This is a genomic window from Parachlamydiales bacterium, assembly GCA_041671045.1.
Classification (GTDB): domain Bacteria; phylum Chlamydiota; class Chlamydiia; order Chlamydiales; family JABDDJ01; genus JABDDJ01.
The window spans coordinates 42,140-57,868 of the sequence record JBAZCF010000013.1 but is presented as its reverse complement, the minus strand read 5'-3'; the positions used below and the strand labels follow the sequence as shown (position 1 = coordinate 57,868).

Below are 15,729 nucleotides of genomic sequence, written 5' to 3'. Positions count from 1 at the left end.
GAGGAATGCCATTTTTTTAATGATTCTTCCTCTATCCAAATAGTTATGCTTCCTCTTTGAATGAGAGCTCTGTTATAATCTGGCCAATTACGAATGTTATAAGTCGCTTCAGTTTGCATGAGGTAGATCCTGTTCTCTTTAGTCGGAAACAGACTATCTCATGCATTTTTTATTTACATACCACTTTTAATTTCAGTGTCAGGCCTATTGCGCAACAAGGCCGTTTAAACTCATCATTAATGAAAAAACTCGATAACACTGAGTTAGAATTATTTAAATACAATACAAATCACACACTTACATATTTGACTGGAAAAAGACAATAAAGGAGAAAAATGTTTGAGTTACTTCCACCACTAGGAAAAGAGCTATCTTTTGTTCTTTTTCTCATTGCTGCTTTTGCCTTTTCTTGGCTCGCAAGAGCTACAATCTTTAATGAGCTTGACTACTATGAAATAAAGTATACACCAAGAACAAAAAAAAGGACTCTATGGCTAATATATTTCAATCTAATTGCTGTCAGCTTTTGGCTACTTGTGTTGCAGCGTTTACTTTCACGTGTGTAACAATTGCATCGCCTCCACTAATGGCTGCTCAGAATGGTGGTCTCCATCTAAGTGCCTCGAAACTTATACTCTAGTTATTATTTTTGGTGAATGCGGGTATATTTAATATATTAGAAATCTTTGATAGTGAACAAGTACTGAAATACAAATCGAGGAAATCTATATTTCCATTCCCAGTTGGACTTCTCCAATCCAGGTAATATATCACTTTCATTTTGACTAAACCCTTCTAAAAATAAAATAAGAGGATCTTTTTTCTTATATAATTTCCAAAAGGAAATAAGTTCATTTCTATAAAGCATTCGAAGGGTTTGCGCTTCTTTTGAATTTGAATTACCTACAAAAGCAACAGGAAAACACTCACATTCAGAAGGTAGATCTGAGCAAATTCTGTCACAAACTTCAGGCTTAACTATATGAACCATAAAAGGATTTTGAATGTAATATTCGAAAATCTGTGAAGATTTTTTACCATAGCCAAGTAAGATTCCGAGAAGTACTTGGTTATCTTTTATGAGAGCATTTAGGGGTCTATTTTCTTCTAATTCTGTGACAAGCCATTTATATGAAAATTGTTTTCCGATCACTGATTTAAAAATGCGCTTATGCTTTCCAATACATTTTTTTAAAGCTCTTTTATTAATAATAAATATAGAAATAGAACCGGATTTATTTAGTGAAGATGATAAAATAAAATTTGAATGTCTAAACTTATGCTCATATTTTTTAAATATTTCCCAATCTTTTAATAATTGTAACTCTTCATAAGTTATATCAGATGATAAGGGTCGAATAGCTGATAAACTGCACGATTTATTGTTAAAAAATAATGGATGAGCAGCATGCTTACACATAAGCTGGTAATCAGCAAACTCTCTCATTCGATGAATATCTTCTATCGGAATTTGACTTATTAAGTGGCTGAGATTCTCTCCATAGAGAGACGATATTAAACACAAACTCAAGAAAATAAAATTTAATATTTGCATGATGAATATTGGAGATGGAAGAAAAAGCGGGGCAACTTGGACTTGAACCAAGGACCAGCGGGTTATGAGTCCGTGCGTAATCCACTCATTACAATCATTAGCAACAGCTAACAGCATCTAATATAGCAGTCAGATGGATTTCATTCTATCGCTTTCGCTGGCCATCAGTTGCCTTTTTTGCGGTCGAGTGGTCCGTCCGTGGTCCTTTATGTAAATATATTTGAAAGACAAACGCTGGTGGTATACAGTTGGCCCAATTAATAAGAAAATACTATCAAAGTTGTGCTTGGAAATGCTTTCAAGCTTATCAGCAATAAAAAACTTGATGAGTCTGAGTTTGAATTGTCAAACGACACTATTCAAATCACGCCTAATTATTTGAAAGGAGAAAGGAATAATAAAAATGATTTATACAATCTTGATAGAATGGGGTAAGGAGCTTTCTTTATTTCTTTTCATTGCAGCAGCCTTTCTTTTTTCTTTTCTAGCTAGAATCACCATATTTAGAGAACTAGATTACTATGAAATAAAGTACACACCAAAAACAAAACAAAGGACGCTATGGCTAATATTTTTTAATCTACTCACTGTCTCACTCTGGCTACATATCTTACAACGGCTGTTTTCGCGACTGTAACTATATACCCACCTACTCTTATGGCTGCTCCAGGCGGAGGTCTTAATCTCAATGACTATGCTGGACCCCAAAAATTGGACAGAATTTTAAGGTGAACTTTGCGCGTTTTTGACCTACAATATTAACAGTTGGAGGTCTTTATGGAAAAAAAACTTAAGAAGCGTGATGCAGGCCTGACTCCAAGATTTCTTTGCGGAATCGATGAGTTTTTTTTGGCTATCGAAAAGCTATGTTTTGTATAGCTGATGAAAGCCCTTCATATCCTTTGTTGCAGTCAAAATGAATGTAATTAGACATTAAAATATGTCAACAAGTCACGCTGCCCCCTTATAGAAAGACTTTGTTAGTTTAATTAATGTTGTTATTATTTAAGGATGAAATATTTAAGGTTGCATCGATACAAAGGGCGAGGACGCAAAAAAATCCAGATATCTGAGTACATATGACTCTTCATCATCAATGTATGCTTCCAGATCTGGTTTTATGTTATTCTCATAAGGAACTAATTTAAATCCGTGGTATTTAAAAATAACTTTTGTCAAATTTTCAGATATAGCTGAAGTACCCCTAGCAAAAAGACCTGACACAGCTAAAATTTTGTGCAATTTTGCTATTAATGTAATTAGTTCCTTATTATCTTGGCTCTTTTCCCATTTTAAGGCTTGCAAAAAGAGAGATTTGGCATAACCTAAAATGACAGCATTTTCATTTGTAGATGCTTGTAGAATTCCAATTTTTCCATTAATAATGGAAACTATGCAAAGAGGTAGCCAGTTATCATTAATTTTTTGAGCATGTAACTTTAAATGTATTTTTTGATCGATTTTCTCGTTAAAAATTTGCGCAAGACGATCTAAACAAGTACTCATAGTATAATATGTAACAATAGTTTCTTCAATTCTAATAGCTCCAGCTTCAAATTCAGAATCATTGGCGTAATTGAGACAAAGTTCAATTTTATAATTTGGTTTGTTTACAAACAAAAGACTATTACCACTTTTAATTTCACTACACCTAAGTTCATTTGCAAAATTATTTAATATTTTATTTGCATAAAATGTGTACCTCTGAAGTAGTGGAGTACTATTTCTAAAATAACTAAATTTTGGAATGAGACCAAAACTTTCGGCATCAAATGTTCCCTGTTTTTTTGCTAAAGCTTGCCGTTCGGATGCTAAAAACTTTAATGTCTCTATAAATAAATCTGTATCGTCTATTTCTTTGCTTTTTATTAAATCAACTGCAGAATAGATTGTGCGCAAAGATTCCTCTGCATATAAAAGGATGTCCCCATAAGCACGATTGTAAGATAATTCTTCACCATTTGGAGGTAGAAAAGATTCAATTTCACTATTCATTATTTTATTTGAATAAAGATCTAAATCTCCCTCAAAAATAACATTATTAAAATTACTGCTAATCATAATTAAATCATTTATCTTAGATAGATTTTTAATAGTAATTATTCTATCTATTTTCTTCAAGAGTTGACTTCTTCTGTTTCAAAAGTTTTAATAACAATCGCTATTGAACCAAATTTATTTAATGATGATGATAAAATAAAATTTGGATTTCGAAACTTACCCTCGTATTTTTTAAATACTTCCAATCATTTAATAAAAGTGAATCTTCATAAGTTATGCCGGATGAATAAGCTGGTACTGCAGATAAACTGCAGGATTTATTATTAAAAAATAAGGGATGCGCAGCCTGATTCATGATGAATTGTCGATCAGCAAATTCTCTCATTCGTAAACATCTTCAATCGGGATTTGGCTTAGTAAATGGCTGAGATTCTCGTCGAAAATTGACGTGACGAAAAGCAGATTCAAAAAAAGGAAATATAATGGTCGCATGATGATGGAAAAAAGTGGGGCAACTTGGACTTGAACCAAGGACCAGCGGGTTATGAGTCCGCTGCTCTAACCAACTGAGCTATTGCCCCTCGTGGCAGGTGATTACTCTAGATAATATCATTTGATTATCTACGACGCAAGGGAAATTCGTGGGGCGGTTCCTTTCTAAGTAAGGGGGTGTCTAGAAGGGTGCGGATGGATTGTGCTTCAGCACAGGGATTGGAACCTCGCCAAAGTGAACCGACCATTGCGATGCCATCCCCAGGACGAAGATAGGAGAGGAGCGACGGAATGGTTTCATGGGTCAGCCCTCCAATAAGTACAAGGGGGTGTCGCGAAATTTGGCACACTTTCTTGAAATCCATCCCTAGACAATTCTCTACTCCCGGCTTGGTTTGTTCTGAAGGGAAAACCTGCACCCCAATGTAGTTGACAGGTTGTTTATTGGCGAGGATGACCTGCTCTAAGTTATTGACGGTAAGGCCAATGATCGCCTTCTTCCCTAACAGTTTTCTCGCTTCAGCTACAGGGAAGTCATTTTGCCCTAAATGTACCCCTGCCTTGACGGCATGTGCAACCTCGACATAGTTGTTTACAATAAGGCGCGCCCTCCCATGTAAAAGGGCTTTAAGGCGGTAAGCTGTCTTTAAGCAGGCCTGCAAGTTTTTGGTGGTATCGCGCATCTGCACGTATCTGGCACCTCCCTGTACCGATGCAACAGCACGCACGACAAAATCTTCTTCATCCTGTGCATCCTCGCGATGGGTCACTAAATGCAAATCTATTTTGCTTTGATGCAGTGAAGCTCGCAAAAGGGGGGTGGTATGCAGTGTTGAGCATAATGCTCTTGAAATGGGGATCATCAGGGGGTCCTCTCCTTATTGTTGGGAAAAAACCACCAGGCGAAATGGAAAAATAAAATAACATCATAATATCGTCACTCTTCCTACGCTGGCATAATCCAGATCAGGTTTAAGGGTATTTCTCAGCTTACATCCTGAATGGAGATAAGCACCCCTGGTGGTCATTGATGGTTGGAGAATACGAAAGGGGAGGAAATTATTGCCAGGACTTTGTGTTTAAAACTTTCTTGAGTTGAAGATCAGCATTACCCCTGCAATGAAAATTGCAATGGCTGTAACTAATACTGCAATGGAGGAGTGCCTCGCTGCTTGTGCAGGAACTGTTGCATACATATAAAGATAACTTAATCCGATCACCGCCAATACTATGCCGATGAGTCTCATATTCTTAAGTAACATGGGGTCTCAATAGTTTGATACCTCTGAATTTAATGCTTTCTATCGGAAATTTGCAACTGCTTTGGTGAGTTGTAAATTTTTATTTATACTTATTGTATTGTCTTTTTTTTAGTTTTTAGGAGCCGTAATGAGCGCAAATTCTTCGACCAATGTTGAGAAATCCCGGTTGATTGAAGCGAAAAATGAATCTCTACTTTGGAAGCTCTGGGGGCCCTATTTGAGTGAAAGGCAATGGGGCACTGTCCGAGAGGATTATAGTGAAGATGGCAACGCATGGGCGTACTTTTCGCATGACCAAGCCCGTTCCAGAGCATACCGTTGGGGTGAAGACGGTATTGCGGGTATCTCGGACGATAAACAGAATTTATGTTTTGCTCTAGCGCTTTGGAATGGTCAGGATTCTATTCTAAAGGAACGTCATTTTGGACTGACAAACCAGGAAGGCAACCACGGTGAAGATGTTAAGGAATACTATTACTACTTAGACAGCACTCCCACGCATTCTTACATGAAGTACCTCTATAAATATCCTCAGAATGCCTATCCCTATTCTCAATTGGTCACTGAAAACAGTAAACGGAGTCGAACTGAAAAGGAATTTGAACTAATCGATACGGGTATTTTCAACGAGAACAAATATTTCGATGTCTATATCGAATATGCTAAAGAGGGTCCTGAAGATATCTTAGTTAAGATAAACGCTTTTAATAGAGGAAAGGAGCCTGCTTCTCTACATCTTCTACCGACTTTATGGTTTAGAAATACGTGGACTTACGGCAAGGACGTGACGAAGCCTACTCTTAAAAGGTTCGAAGGGAAGGGATCCACTGTCATAGCTTCTATGGAGAAATTGGGGGACTATTTTCTGTATTGCGAGGGGGACGCTCCTCTTCTTTTTACTGAAAATGAAACAAATAATGAAAGGCTTTTTGGTACAGCTAACAACTCATCCTTTGTAAAGGATGGAATCAACGACTACGTCATTCATGGTAATAAAGGGGCTGTCAATGCGGAGGAAATAGGATCAAAAGTTTCTCCACACTATCTGCTCTCCATTCAAGGCGGCGGCTCAGCTTCCGTTAAGCTGCGTTTAAGGAAAGGAGAGGGGCAGATTGATGCACTGCTTGGTGCGGACTTTGATAGGATCTTTGAAGTTAGATTGAAAGAGGCGGATGAGTTCTACAATGCAATGTCTATAGGAATGGATAGCGATAAAAAGCGTGTCCTACGCCAAGCTATGGCAGGGATGCTTTGGAGCAAACAATACTATCTGTTTGAGGTGGACAAATGGTTGAGAGAAAGGCAAGCAGACCCTTTTAGCTTGCCCAGCAAGGAATCACGCAATAAAGAGTGGTTTCATATGATCAATGACCACATTATCTCCATGCCGGACAAATGGGAATACCCTTGGTATGCTGCCTGGGACCTTGCTTTCCATTCCATCGCGCTTTCTCAAGTGGATATCGACTTTGCTAAAGAGCAACTGAGCTTGATGCTGAAGGAAATATATTTGCACCCGAATGGCCAAATCCCTGCCTACGAGTGGAATTTTAGTGATGTGAACCCTCCCGTCCATGCATGGGCAACGCTTTTCCTGATGCGCTCCGAAATGGGAATGACGGGCAAAGTGGATTATGATTTCCTCAAACGGGCCTTTAACAAGCTCATGTTGAATTTCAACTGGTGGGTTAATCGGAAGGACCGCTTTGGAAAAAATGTATTCGAAGGTGGCTTTCTGGGCTTGGATAATATAGGCGTCTTCGACCGCAGTTCATCTTTGCCCACAGGTGGTAATTTGGAGCAAGCGGATGGTACTGCGTGGATGGCTTTATTTAGTCAGAATATGCTTGAGCTAAGTATCGAATTGACAGCAGTGGATCCTGCCTATGAAGACCTTGCTATCAAATACGAAGAACACTTTCTGTGGATTGCATCGGCACTAAACCGTATGGGCCAGGAGGGAATGTGGGATGAAGAAGATGGATTTTACTATGATCTGTTGCGACAACCGGACGGTACAAGCACACGCCTCAAGGTTCGCTCTATCGTAGGGCTGCTCCCTTTATGTGCGACGACAGTGATTGAGAAATGGCAAATCGAAAGGGTATCCCGCCTTAAAACGAAGTTCCGTAAGCGTCTTCTGCAAATGCCTGAGTTGCTGAAAACGGTTCAGCATTCATCAAGCGATCGTACAGGCTATGCTGATCGGTCCATCATTGCTTTGGTCAATGAAGAACGCTTAAAACGTATTTTAGCGACCTTGCTGGATGAAAAAGAGTTTCTAAGCGAGTATGGGATTCGGGCCCTCTCGAAATATCACCAAGAACATCCCTATGTTTTTAATACAGAAGGAACAGAATATCGTGTTGAATATCTGCCTGGAGAATCTGATTCGGGGATGTTCGGGGGGAATTCTAATTGGAGAGGCCCCTTATGGATTCCTATCAACGTCCTAATCATCCGGGCGCTGATGCAGTTTTACTTATATTATGGGGATACCTTGAAAGTGGAGTGCCCCACAGGTTCAGGTAAGATGATGAACCTATTTGAAGTAGGACACGAACTAGTAAATCGTTTAATTAAGATCTTCTTACGTGATGAGGAGGGTAAACGAGCTGTGTTTGGTTCTACTGAGACTTTTCAGAAGGACGAATTTTGGAGGGACAACTTGCTTTTCTATGAGTATTTCAATGGGGATACGGGTGCAGGTCTTGGTGCCAGCCATCAGACGGGTTGGACGGGCTTAATAGGTAAGTTAATTGTTTACATGGGAAATCTTGACCCGATTCAGTTTCTTGAAAGGGGAAAAAATGAGGCATTTAAAGTAAATATATCTAAATAATATAAAAAATCAATAAACTAACAATCTACAGTTTTTTATTAATATAATTATAAGTATTTATGTCGATAAGCTCGTTAAATTTAAATTTTACTAATAAGCATTTAGAATTAATAGTTATTAATTCTAAAGAGCTAAGAATTCCTATTTGTGAAGTATCTAAAAAGTTATTTGTGCCTAAGGAAGAATTAAAAGAAATTTGGGAAGGGGTAAAAGAAGAATTTGCCTTTATGAGAAATACCTCTAAATCTACTTGGACTAAAGATGAGAATAGGGTTTTGCTTAAATTGGATTGCGAAAAAATGATAAGCAATGAAATTTTGTCAATGTTTCCTGGAAGATGCTGTTCGGATATAAGAAAACATAAGAAAAATTTAATTAAGCGCAGAACACAGTACTTAGCTCAACTTTTAGAGTTAGGTACTGAAGCGAAGAGACTAGAGAAAGAAAAAGTGAGGTCACTGAATAAAAAGCGTAAATTGGTATCTCAAAAAGATTCTGAATTAGAAAACATTTCGAATAACTCGCAATCTGTAATGATTCCCCCCCTTGTAGTGATTCCTCCCTCTGTATTGAGCAAGATGCCTTTTCGTCCTATCCTTCCTAAACCTATCTCTCAGGATTTTATCAATGTGACCCCGCGTACTTTCAGGGTTAGCAATCCTTCCTCGGATGCTGAAATAGAGAGGAAGGGTGAGGATGCGGTTTTATTGCTAAGTTCTTTAAAAAAAACTGTATAGCTCTTTAGTAGTCATCATCTTTGGCTATTAACGTAGATATAATTTTACACGAGGAAACATTCAATTAATTGTTGATGTTTACATTGATTTAACTATTTACATTTGTTTGATTCTCTGTAAAATATGAAATAATGCGATTGTTCTCCTCATTAATTCAAGTTCCAAGAGATTTTATATGACAGATTCTTCCATCGTGAAAGTACAGAAAAAATATATTATGGGAATCGAATGCCGGACTTCTAATATGCCGGGTGCCGCTTCTAAGGATATACCTCAGCTTTGGGGAAGGTTCTATACTGAAAATATCATGAGCCAAATCCCTAAGATCTCCGACGATGTATACGCTCTTTATTGTGAATATGAAGGGGATTATACTGCCCCCTACACATGCATGATCGGCTGCATGGTTTCTTCCATGGATAACATACCCGCAGGTTTGGTCGCTAAAGTGATTCCAGCCTCAGACTATGCTAAATATGAAGCAAAGGGGGAATTTCCCCAGAGTGTGTTAAACACATGGGTAAGCATTTGGAATGGCAGTTTAAAACGCACTTACGTTGTTGATTTTGAGGTGTACGATAGTAGGTTTGCTACTGAAAGTAATAAGCCGGTGGATATTTATGTAGGTATAAAAGGATAGGGGGTTATTGTTATGGATAAAAAGAATTTAAAACCTAAAATCTCAGTGTTCTTAGCTACGAGTTTAGATGGTTACATTGCAACGGAAGAAGGCAATTTAGATTGGCTGGATGTTGTCTACATGAATGATGAGGACTTTGGTTTCAGAAATTTCCTGCTCAATATTGATGTGATCGTCATGGGTAGAAAAACCTATGAAGTTGTAAATGGCTTTTCGAATTGGCCCTACAAAGGGAAAAGGGTCATTGTATTGAGCAAGACCTTGAAGGCTGTAAGGAAAGATGCTGAACTTTATGACGGCGATATTCTTGAACTGGTAGAGATACTTGGAAAAGAAGGCGCAAAGCATGTTTGGGTAGACGGGGGAGAGACTATTGCTGAATTCCTGCGCTTATCTCTTATTGAGAGAATGACAGTTTCTACTATTCCGGTGATATTAGGTAAGGGGATACCACTTTTCCATAAGATGGAAACAGGTTGTAATTGCCGTTTACTTTCTACACATGCATACGAGAGTGGATTGGTTCAAAATTGCTATCAGTTGTTGAAAACGGAAATCTACGTTCAATAAGGTCCTCTAAATGTGTGAATGAGCGAAGCGAAGAGCGCATGGAAGGTATTCCCTAGAATCGAGCTAAAAGAGGCGGCAGAGATTGTTACTGACATGTGGCTTAAGACTCAAAAATAGGCTTGAATTTCTCTTACAAATGTATTATCTAAGGTAAGTCATAACTAGGTACGGCTTATGGATATGAATGAAGAGATGATATGTTTTTTGGAGGAGAGCATCCCTGAAATAGCAGATGCAGCGGTGACAAGGGCGTATTGGCATGCATTAGCATCCGGTGGCAGCGTCCTAGAAAGACGAGACGGTAATCTGGTTGAGATTTTCCCTGACGGCCGCCGTCAGGTGGTAAGAAAGTTACAACCTACTATGGATGTGACAATAGGGCAGAAGGTGGAGATTTTATGACGAATAGCCATCTGCGTTTGCGTATGTTTGCCGGGCCGCACGGATCCGGTAAAAGCACGATCACTTCCGTCATCCCTACAAAACTGCTGGGCATCTATGTCAATCCTGACGAGATTGAGAAGAAAGTCCATAAGCAGCAATTTCTAGATTTAAAGCATTATGGCATTTGTTCCACTTCACAGGACTTATTAGAATTTTTCTCCCAATCTTCGCTTTTAGAAAGAGAAGGACTTCTTGCTCAAGCGCGCTATCTTTTTCTTAAAGACAATAAACTTTACTATCACGGAGTAGAGGTGAACGCCTTTTATGCTTCTGTGACAGCAGATTATATTCGTCACAAGTTGATCGAAGCGGAGCGTACTTTCACTATAGAGACAGTGATGGCATCCCCTGAGAAGATCAAAGTTCTCAAGAAGGCTCAAGAAAGCGGATACAAAACGTATTTATACTATATTGCTACAGAAGACCCAGAAATTAATATTTCCAGAGTACGCTATCGTGAAAAGATGGGCGGCCTCTTTGTTCCTGTAGATAAGATTGTAGAGAGATACGCTCTATCTTTAGACTTGCTTTACGATGCTGTTAAATATGTTCACCGTGCATATATCTTTGATAACTCAGGACACCAACACATCTGTTTGGCTAAAGTTAGAGAAGGTAAGGAAATGGAGATGATGGTGGACAAAGTCCCTGCGTGGTTTAAAAAAGCGTTGTGGGATAAGATCCCGCACCATCATTCTTAGGAAAGTATCCTTTCCAGATGGCCTTTGCTGTACCAGAATATCCCAAAAAATAGACCGATCCCTAAAAATGATAGCATATAAGCGATGAAGATGAATATTCCGTCTTCTTCTAATAGTCCTAAGCCAAAAAAAAGAATGGGTATTGCCACGACCATATTGGTGAAGGGGAGGGGAATGGGAATCGCAAGCAGTAAGGAAAGGATTAATATTACTATCCCGTGCATGCGATGCAGTAAGGGATTGCGCGCAAGGAATGTAAAGCGTGGCTTTAGGATTTTCTTGCAGTAGATTACAGCGTGGATAGTTTTTTCTACTGCGGTTTCCAAATTTTTACTTTTGACCGTTTTGTTTAGCATCCATTTAGGCCACCAGGGATGCTTTCCGAAGGCAAGGCGCAATCCGATGAAGGCAAGAAGTGCGCCAAAAAAGAGTGAGAAGCCGGGAATTTGGATGGGCAAGCAGAAGGGGAAGCTGATCAAGATGAGCAAAGCTGCATAGCCTTTACCGGAAAGTATGGCAAACATTTGCTGCAAACGAATTTCTTTCGTTTCTTTCGTCAAGGTAAGAAGCGTTTGCAAGGATTGCAGGAAAGTAGGGTGTGGAGTTTTGACTTTTTCATTCATTCTTGTCTTTTTATCAAGAGCGGATGGAAATGTATACAACAAATTTGAAAAATTATAAGGGTTTTGCCAATATGCCGATTTAATTCATTGCGTCTTATTTGGAGAAAACCATGCTCAGGGCTTTTGTCTTCTTTCTGACAATTAGCAGTACTTTTCTTATAGCTGCAGAAGACCCTCTAAAAAGCCATCCTCCTGCAGTTAAAGCTAAATTAGAGGTCGATTTCAAAGTGCCGCTAGGACTGGAACCCATTCCTTGGCCTGAGGACAATCCTTATTCTAAAGAGAAGGCTGAACTGGGCTTGCTTTTGTATTTTGATAAAAGGCTGTCTGCAGATAACACAGTATCCTGCTCGACCTGTCACAATATCCCTTGTGCATATAGCGATTGCAAAGTAATTGCGATAGGAATTGATGAAAGGAAAGGGACGCGCCATTCACCGACGATTATCAATGCAGGCTATTCAAAGCTATTATTTTGGGATGGTCGTGCGAATAGTTTGGAAGAACAGTGCAAAGGACCTATAGCCAATCCTAATGAGATGGCAGATTCGAAAGATGCCCATGTGGCCCATGATCAATGTGAGAACCGCATTAGTAAGATCGAAGGGTATAAGCCCTTATTTAAGAAGGCATTTGGCGATGACAAGATCACAATTGATCGTATTGCCCAAGCTATTGCGACCTTTGAGCGGACGGTAGTTTCCGGGAATTCCCCCTATGACCGCTACAAGGCGGGCGATAAGACAGCGATGACGGAAGAACAGATCAAGGGATATCAAGTTTTCAAGACAGTAAGATGTGAAGCGTGCCATGCAGGGTTTAATTTCACTGACGATTCTTTTCAAAACATAGGCATAGGTATGGATAAGCCTAATCCGGATTTGGGAAGGTATTCTATTACTCATAAGAATAGTATGTGGGGATCTTTTAAAGTGCCAACCTTGCGGGAATCTGCGCATAGCGGACCATATATGCATGATGGCTGCCTGCAAACGATTGAAGATGTGATTGATTATTATGATAAAGGCGGCATTCCCAATAAAAATCTGCATCCTTTGATGAAACCTCTGCATCTGAGTGCGGAAGATAAGAAGGCGTTAATTAGCTTTATTAAGGCTTTGGATGGAGAAGGTTGGCAGCATTTTGATGAGCCTAATGAGTACCCACAGTAAACTTAGACAAAGCTCCAGAAGATGTATATTTCTATTAGATAGAGCAAAAACACTAATAGGGTACCGCTGATGTTGATAGCTAGACGGTTATTTTTTTTGGGTAAAAGCCACCACCCTAGTGAGTATATTGCAATGGGCATCATAGGCCAGGTGATCAGGGCTACGCTAATAGAGTTCCCAATGAATGTGCCTAGGGAGACATTTAAGCTATGCAGATGGGGATTAAGGTATCTGAACTCCATCATGACGATCGGAAAGAGCACTAGCAGGACGAGCATCGTTTGTTTCCAGGCGGGGGGAATTTCGCCTTCCTCTTTGGCGATGGATGCAAACCAGCCTGCATAGGGTGAGATAACCCTGTGACTTTCAATGTTTGCTATTAGAGATTTGGATTCTTTTAGGACGCTTTGTCTTTCGTCTGAAGAAAGCCAGCCATCAAGATTCTCCGGCGTATCAAATTGTAGAAAAGTAATCCAATTATCGCTTTGTCCTTTAATAGGTGACTGGACGTACACGCCGCGGAAGCCGGGGAAGTTTGCTTCAGCTTGATGGATCTTCGCGAGCCATTGGCGGAAGTCTGCTTCTTTTTCAGGGGCGACTTTAGTGACAAATACTTCTGTCACACCATTGTGCAGAGTTGCTTCGCCTGAGGGCGTCTCTATGATGGTATTATCTACAAGATAGCCTTTCAACTCTTGTAGAAGTTCATGATGGATGTCTGAATTTTTCCAGTTATTGGCGTTTGCTTCGTTGAGAAAGCGTTGTACTAGGACCCAGAAATTTTGTCCTGAACCTACAGGAGAGAGGATTTCCAGGCTGATGAAGCCCGGAAATCCTGCAATAGCGCTGTTTATTTTCCCTTGCCATTCCACAAAAGCAGACTTTGCTTCCGGTTTTATAATCACACGTAGCGATAGGATGTTTGATCTGTCTTTAGTACTGTATGGCATCGGGTCCAACTTAGGCTATTAGTAACATGCGCGGTCTGGCATTTCGGAAAATTCTTTCCAAACTTCTACAGCTTGAGGACGTAATACTTCGATAAATTTAATTTTGCGGTCTTTGGGGTCTTTGCGGATTTCATCCAGAATGCCTACGTCAGCGAAGTCACCGTATTTTAGGGAGTCTGCAATGGTTGCGCCGTAGTAGATCTTATTGATGTGGGCCCAGTAAGCTGCAGCAAGGCACATAGGACAGCACTCAGCACTGGTATAGAGGTCGCAGCCTTCTAGGTGGGGTGTACCTAGTTTTTTTCCTGCTTCTCTCAGAGCTTGGATTTCAGCATGCCAAGTAGGATCATTGTTTTTAACGACTTGATTATAGCCTTCGGCAATGATTTTGCCGTCTTTTACAATGACAGCGCCAAAAACGCCGCCGGTTTTCTTAACTAATGAAGCTTCACGGCTAAGCTCGATCGCTCTTTTCATGAATTTTTCATGGTCTTGCTGATTGTTGTTTCCATTATTGTTGGGCATATGAGAACTCCAGTAATTTGTTAGGGATCTAACTTCAATCCATAATAGGAAAATATTTAATTGCCTATGAAAATTCTTATATATTTAGGAGTATGAAATCACTTTATCTTAGAGAAGAGAGAAGAGATTAGAACCTGATCCTGTATTGTAAATAAATAAATTTAAACATATCTCTCATAAGAAATATTATTTTCAAAGGGGGAGGCCATGAAAAGTAAATACGAGCAAAAAACACAGAAGTTTATTGAAGAAGTCGAAGCTAAAGGTGGCAAACCTATCTATACACTATCCCCGTTGGAAGCACGAAAGGTTTTGGAAGATCTGCAAGCAAAAGGTGAGAAACTGCCGGTCAAGATTGAGGATAAAGAGTGGACAGTGGGGAAAACCAAAGTTTCCGTTCGAATTATCAGGCCGGAAAATTCTACGGATGTGTTACCCGTCATACTTTACTATCATGGCGGGGGATGGATCTTAGGGAGTAAGAATACCCATGATCGTTTGGTAAGGGAAATAGCCGTAGGTACGAAGGCAGCTGTTGTGTTTGTTAATTATACTCCTTCGCCTGAGGCTAAATATCCTGTTCCATTGGAAGAGGGATATGCTGCATTAATTTATGTTGCTGAACATGCCCGAGAATTAAATGTCGATGCTGCTCGGATTGCAATCATTGGCGATAGCGCCGGTGGGAATATGGCAGCTGCGGTAACACTTTTGGCGAAAGAAAGAAAGGGGCCTAAAATTGTGCAGCAAATCCTTTTCTATCCGGTGACGGATTCTGATTTAAATACAGAGAGCTATAAAGAGTTTGCCGAAGGTCCTTGGCTGACGAAAGCTGCTATGGAGTGGTTTTGGAATGCTTATGCGCCTGATGCAAGCTCACGCAACGATCATTTAGTTTCTCCTTTGCGATCAACGATCGAGCAGCTGAAAGGACTGCCAAAAGCATTGGTCATTACGGATGAGAATGATGTTTTGCGTTCCGAAGGAGAGGCCTATGCACATAAGTTGATGGAAGCAGGTGTTGAGGTTGAGGCTGTGCGCTATTTAGGGACGATACATGACTTTGTGATGTTAAGTCCTTTAGCAAATACTCCGGCGACAAGAAGTGCTATAGCCTTGGCGATAGCAACTTTAAACAAAGCTTTCAAAAAAGAAACAGAGACGCTTGGCATTAGAGAGAAATTAAGTACTGAAGAATTTGCGAGACGCTAAAAC

General features: G+C 39.7%; 16 protein-coding genes, 1 tRNA gene and 1 riboswitch. Of the genes, 9 read left to right on the top strand and 8 right to left on the bottom strand.

Annotated elements, in window-relative coordinates:
- Nucleotides 1-335: 335 nt before the first annotated feature.
- On the top strand, nucleotides 336-566 hold the full coding sequence (locus WC222_11930) for a hypothetical protein (protein MFA6917099.1): 231 nt from the start codon (nucleotides 336-338) through the stop codon (nucleotides 564-566).
- A gap of 110 nt (nucleotides 567-676) precedes the next feature.
- Here WC222_11930 and WC222_11925 read toward each other — a convergent pair whose 3' ends face one another.
- The 5 genes from WC222_11925 to WC222_11905 all read right to left on the bottom strand — a co-directional run bounded on the left by WC222_11925 (nucleotide 677) and on the right by WC222_11905 (nucleotide 5,295).
- Nucleotides 677-1,672, bottom strand: coding sequence for a hypothetical protein (locus WC222_11925; GenBank protein MFA6917098.1), 996 nt, complete (start codon nucleotides 1,670-1,672; stop codon nucleotides 677-679).
- A gap of 903 nt (nucleotides 1,673-2,575) precedes the next feature.
- On the bottom strand, nucleotides 2,576-3,676 hold the full coding sequence (locus WC222_11920; GenBank protein MFA6917097.1) for a hypothetical protein: 1,101 nt from the start codon (nucleotides 3,674-3,676) through the stop codon (nucleotides 2,576-2,578).
- A gap of 387 nt (nucleotides 3,677-4,063) precedes the next feature.
- Nucleotides 4,064-4,137: transfer RNA gene (locus WC222_11915), tRNA-Ile, on the bottom strand.
- A gap of 36 nt (nucleotides 4,138-4,173) precedes the next feature.
- Nucleotides 4,174-4,911 carry a thiamine phosphate synthase gene (locus tag WC222_11910; protein ID MFA6917096.1) on the bottom strand — a complete coding sequence of 246 codons (738 nt, stop codon included), beginning with the start codon at nucleotides 4,909-4,911 and terminating at the stop codon, nucleotides 4,174-4,176.
- A gap of 62 nt (nucleotides 4,912-4,973) precedes the next feature.
- Nucleotides 4,974-5,077, bottom strand: a riboswitch (TPP riboswitch).
- 50 nt (nucleotides 5,078-5,127) lie between these two features.
- Entirely contained in the window at nucleotides 5,128-5,295 is a 168-nt protein-coding gene (locus WC222_11905) for a hypothetical protein (GenBank protein MFA6917095.1), read from the bottom strand.
- A gap of 142 nt (nucleotides 5,296-5,437) precedes the next feature.
- Here WC222_11905 and WC222_11900 point away from each other — a divergent pair, with 142 nt between their 5' ends.
- The 6 genes from WC222_11900 (at nucleotide 5,438) to WC222_11875 (ending at nucleotide 11,244) form a co-directional block, all read left to right on the top strand.
- Nucleotides 5,438-8,152: a glucosidase gene (locus tag WC222_11900; GenBank protein MFA6917094.1), complete on the top strand. Its 2,715-nt coding sequence runs from the start codon at nucleotides 5,438-5,440 to the stop codon at nucleotides 8,150-8,152.
- A 59-nt stretch (nucleotides 8,153-8,211) separates the two neighbouring features.
- Nucleotides 8,212-8,889: a hypothetical protein gene (locus WC222_11895; GenBank protein MFA6917093.1), complete on the top strand. Its 678-nt coding sequence runs from the start codon at nucleotides 8,212-8,214 to the stop codon at nucleotides 8,887-8,889.
- A 175-nt stretch (nucleotides 8,890-9,064) separates the two neighbouring features.
- Nucleotides 9,065-9,529: a GyrI-like domain-containing protein gene (locus WC222_11890; GenBank protein ID MFA6917092.1), complete on the top strand. Its 465-nt coding sequence runs from the start codon at nucleotides 9,065-9,067 to the stop codon at nucleotides 9,527-9,529.
- Between the two features lie 12 nt (nucleotides 9,530-9,541).
- Nucleotides 9,542-10,099, top strand: coding sequence for a dihydrofolate reductase family protein (locus WC222_11885; GenBank protein ID MFA6917091.1), 558 nt, complete (start codon nucleotides 9,542-9,544; stop codon nucleotides 10,097-10,099).
- A 180-nt stretch (nucleotides 10,100-10,279) separates the two neighbouring features.
- A complete protein-coding gene (locus WC222_11880) occupies nucleotides 10,280-10,501 on the top strand; it encodes a hypothetical protein (protein MFA6917090.1) in 222 nt (73 codons plus the stop codon).
- Nucleotides 10,498-11,244, top strand: coding sequence for a zeta toxin family protein (locus WC222_11875; GenBank protein ID MFA6917089.1), 747 nt, complete (start codon nucleotides 10,498-10,500; stop codon nucleotides 11,242-11,244). Before WC222_11880 ends, WC222_11875 begins: the two co-directional genes overlap by 4 nt.
- On the opposite strand, the gene WC222_11870 is transcribed toward WC222_11875, so the two are convergent.
- Entirely contained in the window at nucleotides 11,241-11,867 is a 627-nt protein-coding gene (locus tag WC222_11870) for an exopolysaccharide biosynthesis protein (protein MFA6917088.1), read from the bottom strand. The two genes, WC222_11875 and WC222_11870, sit on opposite strands and share 4 nt — an antisense overlap.
- A 110-nt stretch (nucleotides 11,868-11,977) precedes the next feature.
- On the opposite strand from WC222_11870, the gene WC222_11865 reads away from it, so the two are divergent.
- Nucleotides 11,978-13,039 carry a cytochrome c peroxidase gene (locus tag WC222_11865; GenBank protein MFA6917087.1) on the top strand — a complete coding sequence of 354 codons (1,062 nt, stop codon included), beginning with the start codon at nucleotides 11,978-11,980 and terminating at the stop codon, nucleotides 13,037-13,039.
- 2 nt (nucleotides 13,040-13,041) lie between these two features.
- Here the strand turns inward: WC222_11865 and WC222_11860 are convergent, their stop codons facing one another.
- Nucleotides 13,042-13,989 carry an antibiotic biosynthesis monooxygenase gene (locus WC222_11860; GenBank protein ID MFA6917086.1) on the bottom strand — a complete coding sequence of 316 codons (948 nt, stop codon included), beginning with the start codon at nucleotides 13,987-13,989 and terminating at the stop codon, nucleotides 13,042-13,044.
- Nucleotides 13,990-14,007: 18 nt separating this feature from the next.
- On the bottom strand, nucleotides 14,008-14,514 hold the full coding sequence (locus WC222_11855; protein ID MFA6917085.1) for a nucleoside deaminase: 507 nt from the start codon (nucleotides 14,512-14,514) through the stop codon (nucleotides 14,008-14,010).
- Nucleotides 14,515-14,721: 207 nt separating this feature from the next.
- Here WC222_11855 and WC222_11850 point away from each other — a divergent pair, with 207 nt between their 5' ends.
- A complete protein-coding gene (locus WC222_11850; GenBank protein ID MFA6917084.1) occupies nucleotides 14,722-15,726 on the top strand; it encodes an alpha/beta hydrolase in 1,005 nt (334 codons plus the stop codon).
- The last annotated feature ends 3 nt before the right edge of the window (nucleotides 15,727-15,729 follow it).